21 protein-coding genes are annotated in these 20449 nt (G+C 34.1%); 18 read left to right on the forward strand and 3 right to left on the reverse strand.

All coding sequences use genetic code 11. The annotated features are described in order from the left end of the window. The first annotated feature begins 172 nt into the window (after positions 1–172). Both AC0L0O_RS07325 and AC0L0O_RS07330 read left to right on the forward strand, forming a co-directional pair. A complete protein-coding gene (locus tag AC0L0O_RS07325) occupies positions 173–430 on the forward strand; it encodes a DUF3963 domain-containing protein (RefSeq protein WP_332279904.1) in 258 nt (85 codons plus the stop codon). A gap of 152 nt (positions 431–582) precedes the next feature. Then, a complete protein-coding gene (locus AC0L0O_RS07330; protein WP_332279903.1) occupies positions 583–1215 on the forward strand; it encodes a LysE family translocator in 633 nt (210 codons plus the stop codon). A 157-nt stretch (positions 1216–1372) separates the two neighbouring features. On the opposite strand, the gene AC0L0O_RS07335 is transcribed toward AC0L0O_RS07330, so the two are convergent. Then, the gene (locus AC0L0O_RS07335) at positions 1373–1963 is read right to left on the reverse strand and encodes a TetR/AcrR family transcriptional regulator (RefSeq protein ID WP_000169669.1); all 591 of its coding nucleotides are present in this window, start codon (positions 1961–1963) and stop codon (positions 1373–1375) included. A gap of 616 nt (positions 1964–2579) precedes the next feature. Here AC0L0O_RS07335 and AC0L0O_RS07340 point away from each other — a divergent pair. The 6 genes from AC0L0O_RS07340 to AC0L0O_RS07365 all read left to right on the forward strand — a co-directional run bounded on the left by AC0L0O_RS07340 (position 2580) and on the right by AC0L0O_RS07365 (position 10952). Continuing rightward, entirely contained in the window at positions 2580–3233 is a 654-nt protein-coding gene (locus AC0L0O_RS07340; protein ID WP_000008255.1) for a CPBP family intramembrane glutamic endopeptidase, read from the forward strand. A 342-nt stretch (positions 3234–3575) separates the two neighbouring features. Continuing rightward, complete coding sequence (locus AC0L0O_RS07345; RefSeq protein WP_000136090.1) at positions 3576–4337, forward strand: glycosyltransferase family 2 protein; 762 nt, start codon at positions 3576–3578, stop codon at positions 4335–4337. Positions 4338–4891: 554 nt separating this feature from the next. After that, on the forward strand, positions 4892–5614 hold the full coding sequence (sigI, locus tag AC0L0O_RS07350; RefSeq protein ID WP_003160074.1) for an RNA polymerase sigma factor SigI: 723 nt from the start codon (positions 4892–4894) through the stop codon (positions 5612–5614). After that, positions 5604–6923, forward strand: coding sequence for an anti-sigma-I factor RsgI (gene rsgI / locus AC0L0O_RS07355; RefSeq protein WP_000981247.1), 1320 nt, complete (start codon positions 5604–5606; stop codon positions 6921–6923). Before sigI ends, rsgI begins: the two co-directional genes overlap by 11 nt. Positions 6924–7100: 177 nt before the next feature. Then, positions 7101–10448 (forward strand): trifunctional glycoside hydrolase family 18/polysaccharide deacetylase/glycosyltransferase family 2 protein, encoded by a 3348-nt coding sequence (locus AC0L0O_RS07360; RefSeq protein ID WP_473785919.1) that lies wholly within the window; start codon positions 7101–7103, stop codon positions 10446–10448. Positions 10449–10676: 228 nt separating this feature from the next. Next, positions 10677–10952: an ArsR/SmtB family transcription factor gene (locus AC0L0O_RS07365; RefSeq protein ID WP_000662957.1), complete on the forward strand. Its 276-nt coding sequence runs from the start codon at positions 10677–10679 to the stop codon at positions 10950–10952. A 246-nt stretch (positions 10953–11198) separates the two neighbouring features. Here AC0L0O_RS07365 and AC0L0O_RS07370 read toward each other — a convergent pair whose 3' ends face one another. After that, positions 11199–11522 (reverse strand): winged helix-turn-helix transcriptional regulator, encoded by a 324-nt coding sequence (locus AC0L0O_RS07370; protein WP_001072992.1) that lies wholly within the window; start codon positions 11520–11522, stop codon positions 11199–11201. A 124-nt stretch (positions 11523–11646) separates the two neighbouring features. Here AC0L0O_RS07370 and AC0L0O_RS07375 point away from each other — a divergent pair, with 124 nt between their 5' ends. The 7 genes from AC0L0O_RS07375 to AC0L0O_RS07405 all read left to right on the forward strand — a co-directional run bounded on the left by AC0L0O_RS07375 (position 11647) and on the right by AC0L0O_RS07405 (position 17662). After that, positions 11647–12180: an NAD(P)H-dependent oxidoreductase gene (locus AC0L0O_RS07375; protein WP_031302250.1), complete on the forward strand. Its 534-nt coding sequence runs from the start codon at positions 11647–11649 to the stop codon at positions 12178–12180. 134 nt (positions 12181–12314) lie between these two features. Next, a complete protein-coding gene (locus tag AC0L0O_RS07380; RefSeq protein ID WP_001259969.1) occupies positions 12315–13817 on the forward strand; it encodes a class I adenylate-forming enzyme family protein in 1503 nt (500 codons plus the stop codon). A 165-nt stretch (positions 13818–13982) separates the two neighbouring features. After that, positions 13983–14531: a GNAT family N-acetyltransferase gene (locus tag AC0L0O_RS07385; RefSeq protein WP_000985519.1), complete on the forward strand. Its 549-nt coding sequence runs from the start codon at positions 13983–13985 to the stop codon at positions 14529–14531. Positions 14532–14713: 182 nt separating this feature from the next. Next, on the forward strand, positions 14714–15277 hold the full coding sequence (locus AC0L0O_RS07390) for a GNAT family N-acetyltransferase (protein ID WP_000775375.1): 564 nt from the start codon (positions 14714–14716) through the stop codon (positions 15275–15277). Continuing rightward, positions 15274–15978: an SDR family NAD(P)-dependent oxidoreductase gene (locus AC0L0O_RS07395; protein ID WP_473785688.1), complete on the forward strand. Its 705-nt coding sequence runs from the start codon at positions 15274–15276 to the stop codon at positions 15976–15978. Before AC0L0O_RS07390 ends, AC0L0O_RS07395 begins: the two co-directional genes overlap by 4 nt. Further along, complete coding sequence (locus AC0L0O_RS07400; RefSeq protein ID WP_042510999.1) at positions 15975–16751, forward strand: GNAT family N-acetyltransferase; 777 nt, start codon at positions 15975–15977, stop codon at positions 16749–16751. Before AC0L0O_RS07395 ends, AC0L0O_RS07400 begins: the two co-directional genes overlap by 4 nt. An 11-nt stretch (positions 16752–16762) precedes the next feature. Then, positions 16763–17662 (forward strand): PhzF family phenazine biosynthesis protein, encoded by a 900-nt coding sequence (locus AC0L0O_RS07405; protein WP_000849343.1) that lies wholly within the window; start codon positions 16763–16765, stop codon positions 17660–17662. A 113-nt stretch (positions 17663–17775) separates the two neighbouring features. Here AC0L0O_RS07405 and AC0L0O_RS07410 read toward each other — a convergent pair whose 3' ends face one another. Continuing rightward, positions 17776–17985 carry a hypothetical protein gene (locus AC0L0O_RS07410; RefSeq protein WP_000801644.1) on the reverse strand — a complete coding sequence of 70 codons (210 nt, stop codon included), beginning with the start codon at positions 17983–17985 and terminating at the stop codon, positions 17776–17778. Between the two features lie 175 nt (positions 17986–18160). Here AC0L0O_RS07410 and AC0L0O_RS07415 point away from each other — a divergent pair, with 175 nt between their 5' ends. From AC0L0O_RS07415 to AC0L0O_RS07425, 3 genes are read left to right on the forward strand one after another with little or no spacing between them, the layout of a single operon-like run. Further along, on the forward strand, positions 18161–19009 hold the full coding sequence (locus AC0L0O_RS07415) for an aminoglycoside phosphotransferase family protein (protein WP_000355417.1): 849 nt from the start codon (positions 18161–18163) through the stop codon (positions 19007–19009). Positions 19010–19036: 27 nt separating this feature from the next. After that, on the forward strand, positions 19037–19594 hold the full coding sequence (locus AC0L0O_RS07420) for a DUF7010 family protein (protein WP_473785689.1): 558 nt from the start codon (positions 19037–19039) through the stop codon (positions 19592–19594). A gap of 25 nt (positions 19595–19619) precedes the next feature. Continuing rightward, entirely contained in the window at positions 19620–20447 is an 828-nt protein-coding gene (locus tag AC0L0O_RS07425; RefSeq protein ID WP_078437438.1) for an MBL fold metallo-hydrolase, read from the forward strand. The last annotated feature ends 2 nt before the right edge of the window (positions 20448–20449 follow it).

Raw genomic sequence — 20449 nt, forward strand, 5'->3', positions numbered from 1 at the left:
GGAGTAAGAATCTATTCGCTTGTTAAATTTTAAAGGGCCGCATTATGGAATGTAAAGGCTAACAATCTTGAATTGTTAGCCTTTTTTGACATGAATATATTATTCATATACTACTACATATTATGTTCTAATAAACCGGAATAAAAGGTGATTATTGTAAGTTGGTGACGGAGTGAATAAAAAAAGATTATTTGAGCTATTCATAGTAACATTTGTTTTTCTATTCCTTCATGTAAGCACATTTACTAATGAAAAATTTAACGATAAATTGGGATCCTTTACTTTCGTTGTTCTATTTCTTATTGTTTATATCAACGCTATATTTATAGAACGGTATTTTGATGATATACAAAAGTGGGTTCGAAATATCACAATTTGTTTTGCTTTGTTAGTAGTTGCTTTAGTATCACTATGGATAGGTTATTTTTAAATCTTTCTTTAAGAGAAGGTGTAGTATATGATTACCATACATTCGATCCGATCATATTACTTAGCTGTATCGGCTTATATTAATCTTTTCTCTCCTTAATCATGATAAAATGTACAATAGGAAATTTTATGTAACATAAAGGGGGAAGGTTTATGGTTAGCTTTAGTACTTTGTTAGCCTTTGCAATTGTTTCGCTTAGTATGGTTTGTTCACCTGGTCCTAATATGATTTATCTCATCTCCCGTTCCATTACGCAAGGGCGTATGGCAGGATTTATTTCCCTCTTGGGCATTATGCTCGGATTTGTCATTTATATAATCGCAACAATGTTCGGACTTACAGTTCTATTCCTTGCTGTTCCTGCTGTCTATGAAATAGTCAAGTGGACAGGAGCCGCTTATTTGCTTTGGCTCGCCTGGAATTCGATAAAACCGGGTGCTACATCTATTATGGAACCGCGTACTATTTCTAATGAGCCACCACGGAAATTATTTTTGATGGGGCTCATGACCAATCTTCTAAATCCCAAGATTGCTATTTTGTATGTATCACTTCTACCTCAATTTGAAGATCCTGAGAAGGGATCGTTGCTTACACAAGGTGCAGTTTTAGGTCTTACGCAAATCACTGTTAGCTTTATAGTCAACCTCTTAATTGTATTTACAGCAAGTAAAATTGCGAAATGGTTTGGCACACGTCCAACATGGCTACGAGTGCAGCGGTGGCTTATGGCAAGCGTCTTGACAGGGCTTGCTGTACGTCTTGCTTTTGAACGTCGACAGTAAGAGAAGAGGTATGTAAAATATGCATAATATACAACATCTAAAAAGCTACCTTTGCTAAAAACTATTCACCCTCTCATAAACAGAAGCCACTTTTTAAGAGAGGGGTTTATTCAATTTAAGTCTATAAAAATTGAATAAAGGCAATATAAGTTCCCACTTATTTAGAATAAGAGAAAAGATGATGTTTTATTTGTTCAATAAAATAATGATGATGTATATTATCGTTAGATACACGACTTGCCATAATAGCGCCCTCCATTGAAGAGGCAAGGAAAGAAGCGAGCGATATAATGTTTATCTCTTCTTTAAGTTCTTGTTTCTCTATTCCTTCTTTTATGAGAGAAGCCATTAACATTACTGTATCATCATAGCCTTTTGCTGCTGCTTTTTGTAATTCTGGAAATACTCCAGTACTTTCAATTGCGCTATTAAGCAATGGACAGCCTCCAGCAATAGGGGGGTTATTAGCTGCATCTTGATATACAAGGAAAATTGCAAGGATTTTATCGATTGCTGTCTTTTTCTTTTCCATTGCTTTATGAAAATGACTCCACATAATCTCACCACTTTTGTCGTAGGCGGCAAGGACAATTTCTTCTTTATTTTTGAATCTACGATAAATAGATCCTTTCGGTAGTTCAGTAGCTGTCATTATATCCTGAATGGATGTGCGAGTTATCCCATTAGTATTAAATAAATATAAAGATGTTTCAATAATCTTTTCTTTTACTGTATCAACTTTAGTCATGCTTTGTAGTCCTCCTAATAAAAACGAGCTTAATATTCCAGGTAATGTTTACCCTCTATTTTCTTAATTTTTTTGTAAGTAGAAATAAGTTTGGAGCAAAAAATATCTTATCAATTCCTATCTGATGAAAACCTCAAATTGTATTATCCATACTATTCGAATGAATTTTCTGTCAAAAACAATATGACGAGTTGGTTAATTCAGTCATATCATGCAACTAATTTTACCGTATCGACATATGAGTATTATATATAATTTTAATTAATATGTTTAGCTAAAATGTTTGAACTACTCTCATTTTCACTTCGTTTAATTAGGAGATCTTGCGGTTAAAAGCCGTATCACGTCACACTATAAAAGATAAATCGTTAATATTGAATGAGTACTGGAATTTGATTGTAAATAAGAAGTTGAGATATAAATGTATTTGCTTTTTACCATTTTGATTTTGTAAATAATTTATAAAGGGGGTTTAAAAAACTAGAAACTTATAGTATCATTAGTTTCCGGACCGAACCGTCCGGTCTTAAAATTTATATAAGTATATTTAGAAGGAGAACGTTATGCAGAAAGAAAAATCAAAGATTCTAAGTAATTTCATTATGGGGGTAATAAAGTGAGCTTTATAAAAACGAATACAAAAGAACTTATTATGCTAATAGTTTATATACTGTTTGCACTACTTCAAATTGGCTTGTTCATATTATTTGGTATATCCCTTTTAACTAACAGCAACTTAGTTGAATCAGAATTTGCTCTTAGTGCCATCGGTTTGACTGTACCTGCTATTGTGGGAATAATTTTCTTTAGGAAAGAAATTATTGAAAGTTTTACTTATTTTAAAGAGAAGACAATTTTGAAAATAGTAAGTATTCCTATGGTGGTTTTATTTACTGTAATTGTAGAACAGATTGTTATGCGTTTTCTAGCAACTGGTCAGCCAGAGAACCAAGAACAGCTCCTTGAAACGGGCGCGGAGATACCTCTTATATTTACATTGCTTGTATTTGGTATTCTCGGTCCAATACTTGAAGAAATTATATTTCGTTATATAATATTAAATCGTTTTTCACATTATATTGGTACTGCTATTGCATCTATTATCTCAATTACAATTTTTACACTTTTCCATACGAACCAGCTTTCGGATATTGCTATTTATTTACCTGGTGCAGTGATACTTACTGCGGCTTATCTTATTTCTAAAAGATCCCTTGCATATGTCATGGCGATACATATACTAAACAATTGCCTTGGTTTCATTCTGTAAGAAATTAAACTTAGCTCTGTTACGAAGTTGAAGACTAGATACAGATATTGATAAATGAGGAGTACAATTTAGAAAGTGACTTATAATTCATGTAATTCCTTGTACTTCAAAAAACCACAGTTTGGGTGTAAACTGTGGTTTTTTTATATAGGGGGACCAACACTTCGCAAACAAGTTAAGCTCATACAATGTCAATTCTTGTTTTGTTAGCTTAATAGTAGCCCTATTATAATTAAAATAATATGTCTATATTGTTTTAAGTACTCTTTTTATAATAAAACTTAATCAATTTAAATATATGTTATGTATAACATATATTTATCTAAAATAAGGGGGAATATTATGACTGAAATAAACGAATTTTCAGGAAGGAATTCACAAAAAGATGTGAAGTTTTCTATTATAATCCCTGCACATAATGAAGAAAAATATATTAGAAAATGTTTGGATTCAATTGCAAAAGCATCAGAGGTATATAAAGAACAAACGGAAGTTATAGTTGTTTTAAATCGTTGCACAGATCAAACAGAGGAAATAGCAAAATCTTATAATTGTATTACATTAAAAAATGACGATAAAAACTTATCAAAAATCCGAAATGCAGGGGCAGAAATAGCTAGTGGAGAAATAATCGTTACTATAGACGCTGATACTATAATGACAGAGTCCGTATTGTCTAATGTAGATAAATATTTATCTTCAGGTAAATATATTGGTGGTGGGGTGAATGGGAAGTTAGAAAGAATGTCTTTTGGAATATTCTTTTCTGCAATGCTAATTATAATTCCCTTACTTTTTAAGTACGGAGCTGTATCTGTAGGGATTTTTTGGTGTTATAGAAAAGATTTTATGGCAATTAACGGATTTAATGAAAACATGCTTATGGCAGAAGATGCAGATTTCGCGAAACGGTTAAAAGAATGGGGAAAACGAAATAATAAGAAATTCGGTACCATTAAAAATGGAATGATAACTTCATGCAGAAGATTTGATACATATGGAGACTGGGCCTTACTTAAAAATCCAAAAGTAATATTAGCTTATCTAAAAGGAAATGATCAAAAGTATGCAGATAAGACATATTATGATAATCAAGAAAGATAACGATGGAGAAAAGCGGCAGGAAATAGTGAGAACAACAGATTTTCTTATACATAATGAGAGCCTAACTTAATTTAATAGATATGATAAGAAAACCATCAATTTGATTAGTCCTTTTTCAAATCAATGGTTTTTATTTTTGAAATAAATATCTATTTTTTTATAAAAATATTTTTTGACCCCCATAAAACTTTGTATTCCTCCGAATATGTATAGTGAAGAAAATAAATAGAAGAAAACTGATTATGAAAGAATACTGACGTGTTAATAAAATTACTAGATTAAGTGGGGTATCCGAAATAAAAGGGTGAAATTACCAATGATATAGAGAAGAGTTATTCAAGGATTGCAGATAAAATAGAAACAGGGCAAGCAAAACAAGCGGAAGAAAATAAGAAAGTAGAGTAAAATGTAAGCCTAACTGTAAGAACGATAGAAAAGTTGGCTTTGAAAAATATGAACAACAAGAAGACAAGCCTAAAGAAACTGTGGTTGAATGGTCACTTGTTTAGTGACCATTTTTCTATTTCAAGCAGAAGGAGGGAGAGAGATTACCCGTGTTGAGTTTAGTAATGAAGATCTTAAGAAAACCGAAAATAGAAGATATCGTATGTAACATACAAAATAACGAAGAAGATAAAGAAGCTTTTATCGTACAGTATCAGCCGTTTATTAGAAAATCAATCTCGTCTGTCTGCCGCCGATATATTACAGAACAGGATGATGAATATAGTATTGGATTGTTTGCGTTTAACGAAGCAATTGAACAGTATTCATATAAAAAAGGGAAATCTTTTCTAGCGTTTGCTGATCTTCTTATAAAAAGAGATGTAATTGACTATATACGCAAGGAGTCTAAGCATAACCTTGTCTTTTTAAAAGAAGATGAGCAAGAGGAAATGTTAGAAATGCAAGTATCGCTTACGGAGTATATGAAAGAAATAGAGAATGGTAACCGTAAGGAAGAAATTCTCCATTTTCAAAGTGTGTTAGCTGATTTTAAAATCACATTTTCAGAGCTTGCTAAAGAATCTCCTAAGCATCGTGATACGCGTGAGCACTTAATAGAAATTGTAAAGGTGATTATAAAAGAAGAGGAAATGATGGAGGAGCTGTTCCGGAAGAAAAAGTTACCGCTTAAACATATTGAACCGCGTGTTAGGGTAAGTCGCAAAACGTTGGAGCGGCATAGAAAATATATCATTGCAATGTGTATTATCTTCGCAAACAACTATACATACATTCTTGATTATATAAGGGGAGGGAAGCATGATGAATAAAGGAATTGTGATGGATATAAAAAAACATAGCGTAGTTGTTTTAACGCCAAATGGAGAGTTTATTACGTGTAAAAGAAAAGGGGATTCTTGCATGATTGGAGAGGAAATTTCATTTGATGAGCAAGAACAAAAAGCATCGCGTTTTTCAATCCCTTATTTCTTAAAGCCGGCATCATTACTTGTTGCTTGTTTTCTATGTGCGCTGTTATTTTTCTACAACCAACCGGAAGAAAAAGTATTCGCTTACGTCTCAGTTGATATAAATCCAAGTTTAGAAGTGAGCGTAACGAAGGATCTTCGCGTTATAGATTTACAAGCTTGTAATGATGATGGAAGGCGTATTTTAAAAGAATTGAAGCAATGGGAAAATAAACAATTGCAAGAAGTAATACGTACAATTATAAAGCAGAGTCAAGAGGATAAGTATTTAACGAATGATAAGCAAGTTATGCTAACCGCTATTGCAAAGGATAAGTTGCTAGAACCAAAGTTGGAAAAGGTAATGAAAGAATTAAAGAAAGAATATGAGCTAAAACATATTACAGTCGAATATCAAAATAGCACGATGCAAGTACGAGAGAATGCTAGAAAAGCTGGAATGGGCACAGGTGTCTATATAAAGCAAGAGAATGAGAAGAACAAATCGGTTACGCCGCCCGCCACGCCATCTAATCCGGTGGAAAACGAAGAAGAGAGGCAATCGCAGCCGGATTCATCTCCTGATGTAGTGCCAGATTTGTCTTCTGTAAAAGACAAAAAATATGAGAAGCCAGAGTATAAAGAACAAAAGAAAATAGAGGAACAGCCAACGAAGCAAATAAAAGAAAACAATGGTAGAGGATCTCAGCAAGAAAATAGAGGGAATCAGCAGGAGAATAACGGTAGGGAATCCCAACAAGGGAATAATGGACACCAGCAAGAGAACAATGGAAGAGGATCGCAAGGGAATAATGGGAATCAGCAAGGAAACAACGGAAGAGGGTCCCAAGGAAATAATGGGAATCAGCAAGGAAACAACGGAAGAGAGTCCCAAGGGAATAATGGGAATCAGCAAGGAAATAACGGAAGAGGGTCCCAAGGAAATAATGGGAATCAGCAAGAAAACAACGGAAGAGGGTCCCAAGGAAATAACGGGTACCAGCAAGAGAACAACGGAAGAGGATCCCAAGGAAATAATGGGAATCAACAAGGTGACAATGGAAGAGGGTCCCAAAAAGAAAATGTTGGAAACGAGCAAGGAAACAATGGTAGGGGATCTCAACAAGAGAATAGAGGCCACCAGCAAGGGAATGAAAAGAAGAATCAATAGAAATATAGAAGTGAGAGATTCATTTTAAAGTGAAAAGGAGTTATCTCACTATTGCGGGCAGTAAAACTCCCATCTCAAAATTTGGCTAGGGAAAAGAAGTTAGGTGGGAGTTGGGCTGCTTAAAGTTGCACTTTATTATTTTATAGTTCTATTAAGAAGGAGTATGTGAAAAATATAATGGAGAAAAACATTCAACAAGAGAAAGATAAAGTAAAACCTGTTTTTTATGACCCGAAAGGAAGGAGAAACATAGCTTTTATTTCGTTTCTATGTATTTCAATCGTTAGCGTAAGTATTGTATTTTATTTTTTCTTTCAAAGTATTTTTTCAACACCAGAAATTCCAAATATGAATACCGCTGTACAACAAGATAATAAACTTGTACCAATTAATCAAAAACTTAGTGATCAGCAGTTAAAGAAGGAAGAGTTTAAACCAAATACCGAAGCGAAGGATAATAAAAATTTGGTGAATTCGCCGAAGGATAGTAAACAACGTAAAGAAGTGTATGGTTTTTATGTAAACTGGGATGAAAATAGTACCGCTTCTTTAAAAGAAAATATCGATTCATTAACCACGCTAGTACCAGAGTGGTATCATTTAAAAGCAGATTTAACGATTAGAAGTGAGATAAAACCTGAGATAGTAAAGTTAGCAGAAAAAAATGAAGTGAAAATTATGCCTTTACTAACTAACTATACTGAGGAAGCTTCTGGTCCTGATAGTGGGCTAATTCATAAGTTGCTGAATTCCTCAAATGATGTAAAGACAAAGTTTATAAATGATTTAGTAAAGCAAGTTGAAAAGAATCAATTTGCGGGTATTAATATTGACTTTGAGGCCGTACCTGAAAGTGATAGAGAAAACTTAACAAATTTTATGAAAGAACTTACTACGGTCTTTCATAAACATGATTTGCTCGTTACACAAGATGTTCCAGCTAATGATAAGGCTTTTGATTATAGTGCGTTAGCAAAAATAATAGATCGAATGATTGTAATGATGTACGATGAGCACTATGGAGCGGGAGAGCCAGGACCAATTGCTTCAAATAAATGGTTTCAACACACATTGAAAGAACTGAATATTCCGTCTAATAAACTTATAGTTGCTTTCGGTAACTATGGATATGATTGGAAAGTAAATAGTAAGGAACCGGCGAAATCTTTAACTTTTTCAGAAGTTATGGCAATGGCTCATAATTCAGATATAAATATTCAATGGGATAAGATGAGTGGAAATCCTTATTTTAGATATAAAACAGAAGATAACGAACATACTGCTTGGTTCTTAGACGGCGTTACTCTCTATAATCAAGTGAAAATTGCAATGGACAACAATGCAAAGGGGTTTGCGTTATGGAGATTAGGAGCAGAAGATCCTACAATATGGAAAGTTTTAAAAAATCCGATTGAGGCACAAAAAAATCCTGATGTATTACATAAAATCACTAGTTTAGATGAAGTGAATTATTCTGGACAAGGTGAAATTTTACAGATTGAGAATGAAAAGCAAAATGGATTGAGAGATTTTAAAGTAGGTAAAGATGGTTATCTTACAGATGAAGTATATCAATCCTTACCATCTGCATACGAAGTGCAACGATATGGAAAACCGAAAGGGAAACAAGTAGTATTAACATTTGATGATGGACCAGACCCGAAATATACGCCGGAAATCTTAGATATATTAAAAGAGAATAAAATAAAAGCTGCTTTTTTTGTCCTTGGTGAAAACGCGCAACTAAATCCTAGTATTGTAAAAAGAATATACGATGAAGGGCATGAAATTGGTAATCATACTTTCAAGCATCCTAACGTAGCTGATACGTCTTTACTACGAACAAAAGTAGAACTTAATACGACGCAACGTCTGATCCAGGAAATAACTGGGCATTCTACAGTTTTGTTTAGGCCACCGTACGAAGCGGATGCTAACCCGGATTCCTCAAATGAAATATTGCCTATTTTACGGGCACAAAATATGAACTATACAATGGTAGCAGAAAAAGTGGATCCTGAGGACTGGGCAACACCATCAACAAATGAATTAGTAAAGCGTGCTCTTAATCCTGTTTATAAAGGAGAGGGAAATGTTATTCTTCTCCACGATGCGGGAGGGAATCGTACCCATACGGTAGAGGCGTTGCCGATCATTATTAAAGAGCTTAAAAAGCATGGATATAGTTTTGTAACAATTTCAGATTTGATGAATAAAGAACGAGATGAAATTATGCCCCCGGTTTCTTCTGAGGGAAAGCAATATTTACTTTACAATAAAGCTGTCTTTTCAGGGGCGGGATACTTTAAACATATATTAACAACTATTTTTTATATCGCTATTGGATTAGGGATTTTTCGATTCTTATTCTTAATTTATTTTGCATGGAAGCAAAAAAGAAAAACGCTATCTCGAACTATTCATTCGTCCTACCAACCTTTTGTTAGTGTTGTCATAGCAGCATATAATGAAGAAAAGGTGATAGCTAAGACAATTCGCTCAATTTTGGATAGTAAGTATGGAGAGTTTGAAGTTATTGTTGTGGATGACGGATCGACAGATGGTACGTCAAAAGTAATGCAAGAAACATTTTATAAACACCCTAAAGTTCGTTTCATTCAGAAAGAAAACGGCGGGAAATCATCGGCAATGAACTTAGGGTTTCAACAATCGCGAGGAGAGATCATTGTCACTTTAGATGCGGATACTATTATTGCGCAAGACGCCATTTCTCTCATGGTTAGACACTTTGAAGATCAAAATGTAGCAGCAGTTTCAGGTAATGTCAAAGTGGGGAATAGACGAAACTTGTTAACTACTTGGCAACATGTTGAATATATAACAGGATTTAATTTAGAACGTAGAGCTTTCGATGAGTTAAATTGTATTACAGTAGTTCCAGGGGCTATTGGGGCGTGGCGTAAGAAGAATGTAGTTGAATCTGGATATTTAAGCGAAGATACATTAGCAGAAGATACAGATCTTACTATTACATTTTTACGTCAAGGACATAGAATTGTATATGAAGAAAAAGCGTATGCTTTTACGGAGTCACCTGAAGATGTGAAAAGTCTCATTAAACAGCGATATCGTTGGTCATATGGTACACTTCAATGTCTTTGGAAACATCGAAAAGCGTTATGTAATTCAAAGCATAAAACGTTAGGATTTATTGCATTGCCTAACATGTGGTTATTCCAATATGTTCTGCAATTCATTGCTCCTTTTGCAGATATATTAATGATTATAGGGTTATTTAGTAGTGATCCGCTAAAAGTTTTAGGATTTTATTTTGTATTCTTTTTAATGGATCTTCTCGCATCTCTATTTGCATTTAAATTAGAGGAAGAGAATCCGAAACCATTAGTATGGTTAATTTTACAACGCTTTATTTATCGTCAATTTATGACTTATGTTGTCGTTAAATCTATATTCTCATCGATTCGAGGAGTAGCGGTAGGTTGGAATAAGCTAAAGAGAGTGGGAAGTGTAGAACATTCTACGGAACATAAGGAGGCATCTTAAGAGAGCGGGTTATCTGCTCTCTTTTTTATTGATTTAGTGAGCTGAGTGTAGAGTACATACATCTGTATCTATAAGAGTTCTAATAGTGAGACATTATGTGAAGATACTCCTTTAGTTTCGAGAAAAAGTTTTTTTATATTTTTTTAAAATGACGGACATAAAATCGTATATACCTTCGAATTATATATATGGATAACATAAATATGTATATAAAAGGGGAGCAATAAGATGAAAGAACAAAAAGAAATGTTTGAAGAAATCTCTGAAGTACTAAAGGTATTGGCGCATCCTGTCCGTTTATCATTAGTAAAAATAATGCTTGCAAAAGGTCCTACTAATGTAACAACAATGTATGGGGATTTGGAAATGCCTCAAAGTACAATTAGTCAACATTTATCTAAACTAAAAGCTGCTAAAATGGTTACAGGTACTCGGAAAGGATTAGAAATTTATTATGAAGTAACTGACAATCGCACAAAATCAATATTAGCATGTTTAGTTTAAATGCTGACTTCTATTTCAAAAAAAAACGCTATTCTTTCCTATGTTTTTATAGAGAGAATAGCGTTTTTAACTTTTAAAGAGTATCTTTTTTATTAGTTTGATAGTGATATGGTATTACCTCTAAAATATAAAATATCATTTTGGGGGACTTTACAACCTTAGATTAATGAAATGTGACGATACACTATTATAAGGTTTTAGAAGAATTCTTGATATGGAAGATTTAACAAAGTTCAAAATGTACTTTTAGTCATGTAATCTTTTGATCTGATGACCTTTTCCCCATTCAAATAGTTCATCCATAATTTTCATTAAAGATTTTCCGTGCTCACTTAGTGTGTACTCAACCTTTGGTGGTACTTCTTGATATACGGTACGATGGATAATCCCATCAGCTTCAAGTTGCCGAAGTTGTTGTGTAAGTACTTTTTGTGTAAGGTTTGGAATTTCTCGTTTAATTTCATTTGTTCGCATTTTTCCATCCATCAAAACACATAAAATATAAACTTTCCATTTTCCGCCGATTACATCGAGCGTCGTTGCAATTGGACAGCTATCATTTTGATTCATATAACACCTCCAAAGGTACCTCAAGGTTCCTATAGCACCTCAAAGTACGTACTTTTCAATTATATGTAATGCATTCATACTAATACGTAAAGGATTGAATCATTTATAAAGGGGATGAAAAATGATGAGAACACTTGTAATTGTAGCACACCCTCATATTGAAAAATCAAAAATTAATAAAAGATGGATAGAAGAACTTGAGAAACATTCAGATGAAATTACGGTGCATGAATTATATAAAGTGGCACCAAACTGGGAGTTTAATATTGAAGAAGAGCAAAAGTTATTAGTAGAACATGACAGATATATATTTCAATTCCCGCTATACTGGTACAGCACACCGCCATTATTAAAAAAATGGTTTGATGATGTATTAACATATGGATTTGCGTACGGATCAAAAGGGGATAAAGTGAAGGGAAAAGAGTTTGGTGTAGCTATTTCTATAGGTGGATTAGAAAAAGATTATGAAAATAGCGGAATTACGATGGATGAGTTGACGAAACCATTCCAAGCTACATGCCTATATACAGGTATGGAATTTATACCTTCCTTTTATTTATATGGTGCCGAATATAAACTAAGTGATGAAGAGATTGATAAAAGTGCGCCTGAGTATGTGCAATATGTAATGAATAAGAAGTATTCTAATATATAAGAAGAAACAGCCATTTACTTGTGAAGTAAATGGCTGTTTTTTATTTGTTTTATATTCACTAAGTGTAATCTTTAGTAAATTAATAGTTAATCTGGTAAAATAAAAAACCTAACATATATAAAGGGGAGTTTTACTTGAGAACGATGCAACAATTATTACAAAAAAGAGCAATGCAATCACCAAATTTGGAAGCACTTGTAGGGGGAGAGAAAAGATATTCATTTCAGCAGTATAATGAACGAGTAAATCAGCTTGCACATTATTTGTTACATAGTGGTGTGCAAAGAGGAGATCGTATTGGAATACTATGCAAAAATAATCACCCGTTTCCAAGCGTTATGATGGCAAGTTTAAAAATTGGAGCGGTATTTATTCCGCTAAATCATCAGCTTACTGTTTATGAACTAGAAACGATTGTAAAAGAAGCGAAATTAAAAGTGTTAGTTATTGATGAAGAATTTAGTGAAGTGTTATTAAAGGTTGATGCTGTTAAAGAAATTCCTTATGTAATTGAAACGACAAAAGAAGGCTTTGGTTCATTTGAATTAACGTTACAAGAACAGCCAATGACAGAACCGAACGTAGAAGTTCATGAAGAAGACGACGCCATTTACTTATTTACTTCGGGAACGACTGGACAGGCGAAAGCATGTGTAATTGGACATAAAAATTTACATCATTATTTTGATGAGATTGCAGGACAAAGAGAAATTCCAGCAGGTGAGCGCTTTTTATCCGTCCATCCATTGTTTCATATGAGCGGCGTGCTTTCTATTTTAAATTGCATTTATCATGGTGTTACGATGATCTTCTTAGCTGATTCGAATCCGACTCTTATTTGGGATAAGATTGAAGAAGAGAAAATTACTACGATGCTTGCATTCCCGGCTGTTTATAGCTACATGCTTGATGAACTAAATAAAAAAGAACGTAACATTTCAACTTTTAAAGTAGCACAAAGCGGTGGAACAAAAGTGCCAGAAACACTCATCCAAAAATATATGGAAAAAGGAATATATATGGTGCAAGGTTATGGTAGTACAGAAGGTTGGGTTGTAACTTCATGGCATCCAATGATGGGAAAAGAAAAGATGTCTTCTGTAGGAAAAGCCTTGAAAAATGTAGAGGTGAAAATTGTTCATCCAGAAACAGGACATGAACTAACAACAAATGAAGTTGGAGAGATTCATGTAAGAAGCCCATATATGTTTAAAGGGTATTGGAATAATGAAAAGGCGACAAAGAAGGTAATAAAAGATAATTGGTTTAACATGGGCGATGCTGGCATGATAGATGACGACGGATTCCTGCATATTATGGGAAGATATAAAGACGTTATTATACGCGGTGGTGACAATGTATATCCAGACCAAGTAGAAGATGTTATTCATGAAATGCATGGTGTTTTAGAAGTTGCAGTAGTTGGAGTTCCAGATGGCTTTTGGGGAGAGATTCCGACAGCGTACATTGTAAAAGACATGCAAACGTTTTTAACGGAAGAAGAAATTATACAGTATTGTAAAGAAAAACTAGCAAGCTATAAAATACCCAAAGTTGTATTTATGAACAAATTACCGAAAAATGCTTTAGGGAAAGTACTGAAAAGGGAATTAAGAGAAAATATACTTGTAAAATAAAAACGATTAAATGATGAGGAATCCAGTTATGTATAAAGCATAACTGGATTTTTTGTTTATGATTCTGTTGGTGGATATTGTAAATATTTAAAACCTTTTATGTTTTTTTAGTGTAATATTGAAAATAAAGGGAGCTAACTAATTTCAGTACTAGGGGGAGAAACTATGGCTATAAAATTAGAAACTGAGCATTTATGTATAGAACCTTTTACTAATGATGACGTGTTTAGAATTAAAGAGTTAGCTAATGATAAGGAATTAGCTAATATTCTTGGGCTTCCACACCCATATAAATTAGAGTTCGCGCAAGATTGGGTTGATATGCAACCAGAACTTATAAGGAAAGGAATCGAATATCCTTTAGGAATTGTCTCTAAAGAATCAAGAGAAATTGTAGGTACAATTACACTAAGAATTGACAAGGGTAACAATAGAGGTGAACTTGGTTATTGGATTGGTAAGAATTATTGGGGAAAGGGTTTTGCAACTGAGGCTGTAAACAGAATGATTCAATTTGGTTTTATCGAATTAGGTTTAAATAGAATTTGGGCATCTGCCATTTCTAGAAACCGATCATCGATTAAGGTGTTGGAGAAGTCGGGCTTACGTAAAGAAGGCACGTTGAGACAAAATAGACTTTTATTAAATACATATGAAGATGTTGATGTGTATGGAATATTAAAGACAGAATACAAGGTTTTAAATCACAGATAAGTCTGGTAGTGTGATGACAAAAGGAAACCCTTCAGAACAGGGTTTCCTTTTTGTATTTCTCAAAAATTAATATTGTAGTTTAACAGGACCTTGTCTATCAAAAACATAATAATTTACTAGATTTTGTATTTTGTGTAAGATAATAAAGAATATTCAAATATTAATAAAGGGAAGAGATGTAAATGAAGCTGCCGTTATTACAGGTAGAGACAGAGAGACTGATGATCCGTCCGTTCCAAAATGATGATTATGAAAGTTGGTTAGATGGATTTAATAAGAGGTTACCATCGCAGTATAAATATGATGATGGTTATCAAGTTATGGCATCATCAACAAAAGAATGGTTCACGGAATGGATAAGGGGCTTTGATGAAGCAGCGCATCGAGATGAGATGTACGTATTAGGTATTTTTCGTAAAGAAGACGGAGCTAATATTGGTAAGCTAGAGCTGATTAAAATTTTACGTATGGACTATCAATGGGCGATGATGGGATATTCCATACATAATCAATACTGGAAAAACGGATATGGCATGGAAAGTGTGAAAGCTGCAGTATCGTTATTTTTTAATCGTCTTCATTTTCATAGAATCGAATTACATATACGTGTTGATAATGAGCCATCCGTTCGTCTTGCGGAAAGAGCCGGTTTTTCTTTTGAATGCAAGAGAGAGGCGTTTTCATTAGAGAATGGTAAGTGGATGGATTTTCTTATTTATTTTAAAAATAAGGAGATGAATATATGAGAGTTCTAATTACAGGTGGAAATCGCGGATTAGGGTTGCAGTTAGTAAAAGTATTTCATGAAAATGGGCATATCGTTTATCCGTTAGTTAGAACTGAGGTTGCGGTAACGCAATTGAAGCAAATGTTTAGTTGTAGATGTTTTCCTATATTAGCAGACTTAGCGGCTGATGAGAGTACAGAGCAAATTAAGAAACAGCTTGAGGAATATACAGAGTATATTGATCTAGTTATAAATAACGCTGGAATTACTGGAAAGGAGACTGAGGTTTTACATACGAATTCAGAAGAGTTAACGGACTTATTTAATATTCATTGCTTAGGTGTAATTCGAGCTGTAAAAGGTACATATATGGCTTTAGCTAAATCGGATCATCCGAGAATCATAAATGTGTCCTCTCGGTTAGGTTCATTGCATAAAATGGCCAACAAAGAGTTTCCGCAAGGCCATTTCTCATATTCATATCGAATTGCTAAAGCTGCACAAAATATGCTAACACTCTGCTTACAACAAGAGTTTGAGAATAAAGGAATAAGTGTAACTGCCATTCATCCTGGAAAATTAAAGACTGAAATTGGTGCTTTTGATGCGAATATGACCCCGGCTGAAGGAGCAAAAAATATATATGATTGGGTAATAGATTCAAATGAGGATCTTTCAGGGCAGTTTATTGAGCCAGGTGTAGGTGAAATAAAGTGGTGATATACGATCTTGCAATCATTCAGAATTTGTTTGGCCCTTCTAAAAAAGTATTAAATGACTTACCAAATGCAGTGACCATTGAAGAAATAGAAGAAGACGTTTTGTATGACGTACAAACATATAAAGAAAAGATAAGTAGATTTGAAGAAGTTTGTTTTAACTGGGAGTTAAAAAGAGCGAGTATTGTATTAAACAAAAGGTTTAGTAGTTATAACTCAAGTGTGAGAGTGTTACTTGATGCCGGTTTTTCTTTGCACGCAGCAAAGATAGAAGTATGTAGAGAATTGAACAATATAGAAGAACTTGAAAGACAATATACATATCGATCAATAGCAGAAGGAACGTTATCAGAAAAAGAATTTAAATATATTTGGGAACAATGTATGTCGGGTTCAGGGAATCAAACTTCAATTTTAACGATTGATGAGCATTTTTATTCAGTGCAAACAGAGTTAGGTAAGGGCTGGGAGAAGTTATGCATTGTTTTTTATGATAAAAATGAGCCAACTGGTATGGCCATACCGCATATAGAACCTGGAACAGTAAGTGAAGGACGGTTATTTTATTTTGGAGTAATGCCTTATTATCGCGGGAAAGGAATTGCTTCCAAGCTACATCTTCAATGTTTACATATGTTAAAAGAAATGGGGGCTACGTATTATATTGGGAGCACACATACATCAAATGAAAAGATGCAGGGGATATTTTTGAGAAATAATTGTTCGTTGAAAACGGAGATAGAGCTTTATTATAAAATTTTTAATGAGGGTTAGGAGAAAAGAAAATGAAAACTATAAACGTATTTCATTATGACGCATTTACAAATAAACCGAATATGGGGAATCCAGCAGGTATTGTATTAGATGCAGATGGATTAACAGAAGAGGAAATGCAACGTATTGCTGAAAAAGTTGGATTTAACGAAACGTCGTTCGTACTTTCTTCAGAAGTAGCAGATATAAGAATGCGTTATTTTACACCTGGTTATGAAATGGATTTATGTGGACACGGAACAGTTGGGACTATTTATGCCTTGCGTGAAAGAGGTTTATTAGAAGAGAAAGCAAGCCTTACGATTGAAACGAAGGCCGGGATTTTACCAATACAAATAGGTGTAAATGAAAATGGAGAAACCTTTATTAAAATGAGGCAGACAGCACCTCAGTTTAAAGATTTTGCAGGTTCAAAAGAAGAATTAGCTCATAGTATTGGTTTAGAAGTAAATGATTTAGATGTAAGTTTACCGATTGTATATGGAAGTACGGGGAACTGGACCGTAATTGTACCGGTTAAAAATCTAGATGTATGTGAGAGAATGAAACCTAACAATGAGGTGTTTCCATCGGTATTAAAAGAAATACCTAACGCTTCTATTCACCCAATTTGTCTAGAAACTTATGACGAAAAGGTACATATGCATGGGCGTCATTTCTCATCAGCTTATGCTGGAACGATTGAAGATCCAGTGACAGGAACAGCTTCAGGTGTAATGGGAGCATATTATGCGACGTATGTGGAGAAAGATTTTGACCATGAAATGGAGTTAATCGTTGAACAAGGGCAAGAAATACATAAAGATGGTCGTGTAACGGTATATGTAACGAAAGATGTAGAAAGTGAGAAGTTACAAATAGATATTGCTGGAACAGCGGTATATGTGAAAGAGTTTGAAGTTTTAATATAAAGTGAAACTTTAATCAGTGAGGGGCATCCCCACTGATTATCAGCCCTCACCAATCGGGCTGCCCAGCGAATAGCGGGATAAAAAAGAAAGCCCGGCATACATCCGGACTTTCATTATCGGTTCAATACTTCAATATACGAAGCATCTCCAGTTGTTCTTAAAGCAGAGCGGAAATTGTTATTTTCTAGTGTTTTAGCGACTTGTTGTAACTGCTGTGCATCATCATGATGGATAAGTAAGCTGTCAGCACCGTTTTCTTCTATATGAATGTGTTCGACATTTCCGATAGCATCATGTACAGCTTTTAAAAATTCAGGTTTCATATTGTCCTCCTATATGTATGTAACGTTGTTGTTAGTATTTCCTTATTTAAGAAATGTAAAAGTGAATGAATTTTTGTTATATTATGATTTTGGAAGGTATTTACTATTTGTTTGTCAAATAATAGTAAAGTTGTCTTTTGAATTGAGGGAATCTTCGGGATTAAAGGGTGAGGGAATGGACATTTCAGTAATCGCTGCACAACTAGTTAAGGAGAAAGTTATTTCATATTATCCAAATAGCATAAAAGTATTAAACGGAGGAACGACAAGTACTGTGTATTTGTTGGATGAAGAATATGTTGTAAAGCTGAATGAAGCGGAAGTAATACGGGAAGAAGCTAATTTTCTTTCTTTTTATGAGGGGAATAAGTTGTTTTCGAAGTTTTTGTATAAGGAACCTTTCCATACGTATATTGTGTATTCTTTTCTTGAAGGTAGTACTTCTTGCGAACAAGGGCATAAACGAAGTACGCTTCGTACACTTGTAAAAGAAGTTATTAATAAGTATGAAATAGTTTCAGATTTAGATGTCTGGGGATGGAAAGAAAGTCCGGTTCAATCTTGGCATGAATTTTTAACGACAAATGTAATGGAAGCTCATGAAAATGTAAAACGTTACATAAGTGAAGAAGAGTATAGAACGGTTCTTAAGTTAGCAAATAGTCCAAGTAGGGGGACTGGAATAAATCAGCCATTTTTATTGCATGGTGATCTTGGATTTCATAATTTTATATTTCAAGGAAATGAGTTGCATGGTGTAATTGATCCTTTACCAGTGTTAGGAGATCCTATATACGATTTAATTTATGCATTCTGTTCAACCACGGAAGATGTAACAAAAGAAACAATTCATTATGCGATGAAACAGTGTGTATTTCATAAAAAAGAAAGTGATTTATATGAAGAAATAGTCATAGGATTATATTTGCGTATAGATACGTGTTTAAGGCACCACCCGAAAGATTTAGAAGATTATTTAGCAGCTTGGCGTTATTGGATGGGCGAGGTTGAGGTGACTTTATAGTACAAATATTTTTGGGGAGATGGTGAGATGAATGTTGTAGAAGCGAAAAAGGATTTAGCAATCAAAACGAAGAGAGGATTACCGATTATATTAGCTGGTGTTTTATTTTGGATAGTTATGAGTATAACGGGCTTTGTTCTTTCTGAAAAACAAGTGGTGTGGGTATATTTAATCGGTATGGGATGTGTATTTCCTTTCGGCTTAATGATAGCTGCTATATTGAAAATTGATATGTTTGCGAAAGGAAATCCGTTAGGGATTTTGGCAGGATTAATTGGTGGGATAAATGTATTGAATATTCCGCTTGTATTACTTGCCTATTTTCAATTTCCAGAATGGTTACCTTTTGTAGTAGCAATGTTAATAGGTGTTCATTTTGTACCGTACGTATGGATTTATGAAAGCAAAAGTTACGGTTTATTGTCAGTAGGGACTGTATTCGTAACGTCAGTTTGCGGGATTCTTTTTGCAGAAAAAGGATTCACTGTAATTCCATTGTCAGTTACAGTTGTTTATTTACTTACTTTTATCAGTTTATTAATTGAAAATAAAAAAGCAGATCATTATCAACAAAAATCAGCTTAATAAAAATAGAGGGATAGGGGAAATTATGATGAAAAATTTCGTTTGTACAACGTGTGGCGTGCAGTATGCAGCGAGTGTAGAAGAACCAGTGAGTTGTCATATTTGTGATGAAGAGAGACAATATGTGAATCCGAAAGGGCAGTCTTGGACGACGCTAGAAAGCTTACAAACAAGTGATACATATAAAAATGAAATAATCGAAGAGGAAAATGGGCTTTTTAGTATTACAACAAAACCAGGATTTGCGATCGGTCAAACGGCATATGTAGTGAAAACAGATTCATATCGTTTACTGTGGGACTGTATTACTTATTTAGATGAAACGACAATTGCGAAAATAAAAGAGCTTGGTGGATTAGATGCGATTGCATTATCTCACCCGCATTATTATTCAACGCAAGTAGAATGGGCGGAGACATTTGATGTACCAATTTATATACACGAAGATGATAAAGAGTGGGTGATGCGTCCGAGTAGTCGTATTATTTATTGGTCTGGTGAGTCTTTACAATTAGCGGATGGGATTACTATACATCGTCTTGGAGGACATTTTAGTGGCGGTTCTGTATTGCATTGGGAAGAAGGTAATGACGGAAAAGGGATTTTGTTAACAGGTGATATTATTCAAGTTGTAGCGGATGAACGATGGGTAAGCTTTATGTACAGCTATCCAAACTTAATTCCATTACCAGCGAGAAAAGTGGAAGAAATGGTGAATCGAGTGAAGCCGTTACAGTTTAATCGTTTATACAACGCTTTTCATCGAGTAGTAAAAGAAAATGCAAATGAGGCAGTTGAACGTTCTGCTGAAAGATATATTAAGGCGGTAGAAGGAAAGTTGTTTCATACGTAAAA

The organism is Bacillus sp. GS3m_15504 (assembly GCF_055825275.1).

What these genes read in the sequence shown, in the direction of transcription:
- AC0L0O_RS07330 (WP_332279903.1), top strand. Translation starts at nt 583, where the DNA reads ATGGTTAGCTTTAGTACTTTGTTAGCCTTTGCAATTGTTTCGCTTAGT.
- AC0L0O_RS07335 (WP_000169669.1), bottom strand. Translation starts at nt 1,963, where the DNA reads ATGACTAAAGTTGATACAGTAAAAGAAAAGATTATTGAAACATCTTTA.
- AC0L0O_RS07345 (WP_000136090.1), top strand. Translation starts at nt 3,576, where the DNA reads ATGACTGAAATAAACGAATTTTCAGGAAGGAATTCACAAAAAGATGTG.
- rsgI (WP_000981247.1), top strand. Translation starts at nt 5,604, where the DNA reads ATGATGAATAAAGGAATTGTGATGGATATAAAAAAACATAGCGTAGTT.
- AC0L0O_RS07360 (WP_473785919.1), top strand. Translation starts at nt 7,101, where the DNA reads ATGGAGAAAAACATTCAACAAGAGAAAGATAAAGTAAAACCTGTTTTT.
- AC0L0O_RS07365 (WP_000662957.1), top strand. Translation starts at nt 10,677, where the DNA reads ATGAAAGAACAAAAAGAAATGTTTGAAGAAATCTCTGAAGTACTAAAG.
- AC0L0O_RS07370 (WP_001072992.1), bottom strand. Translation starts at nt 11,522, where the DNA reads ATGAATCAAAATGATAGCTGTCCAATTGCAACGACGCTCGATGTAATC.
- AC0L0O_RS07375 (WP_031302250.1), top strand. Translation starts at nt 11,647, where the DNA reads ATGAGAACACTTGTAATTGTAGCACACCCTCATATTGAAAAATCAAAA.
- AC0L0O_RS07385 (WP_000985519.1), top strand. Translation starts at nt 13,983, where the DNA reads ATGGCTATAAAATTAGAAACTGAGCATTTATGTATAGAACCTTTTACT.
- AC0L0O_RS07390 (WP_000775375.1), top strand. Translation starts at nt 14,714, where the DNA reads ATGAAGCTGCCGTTATTACAGGTAGAGACAGAGAGACTGATGATCCGT.
- AC0L0O_RS07395 (WP_473785688.1), top strand. Translation starts at nt 15,274, where the DNA reads ATGAGAGTTCTAATTACAGGTGGAAATCGCGGATTAGGGTTGCAGTTA.
- AC0L0O_RS07405 (WP_000849343.1), top strand. Translation starts at nt 16,763, where the DNA reads ATGAAAACTATAAACGTATTTCATTATGACGCATTTACAAATAAACCG.
- AC0L0O_RS07410 (WP_000801644.1), bottom strand. Translation starts at nt 17,985, where the DNA reads ATGAAACCTGAATTTTTAAAAGCTGTACATGATGCTATCGGAAATGTC.
- AC0L0O_RS07415 (WP_000355417.1), top strand. Translation starts at nt 18,161, where the DNA reads ATGGACATTTCAGTAATCGCTGCACAACTAGTTAAGGAGAAAGTTATT.
- AC0L0O_RS07420 (WP_473785689.1), top strand. Translation starts at nt 19,037, where the DNA reads ATGAATGTTGTAGAAGCGAAAAAGGATTTAGCAATCAAAACGAAGAGA.
- AC0L0O_RS07425 (WP_078437438.1), top strand. Translation starts at nt 19,620, where the DNA reads ATGATGAAAAATTTCGTTTGTACAACGTGTGGCGTGCAGTATGCAGCG.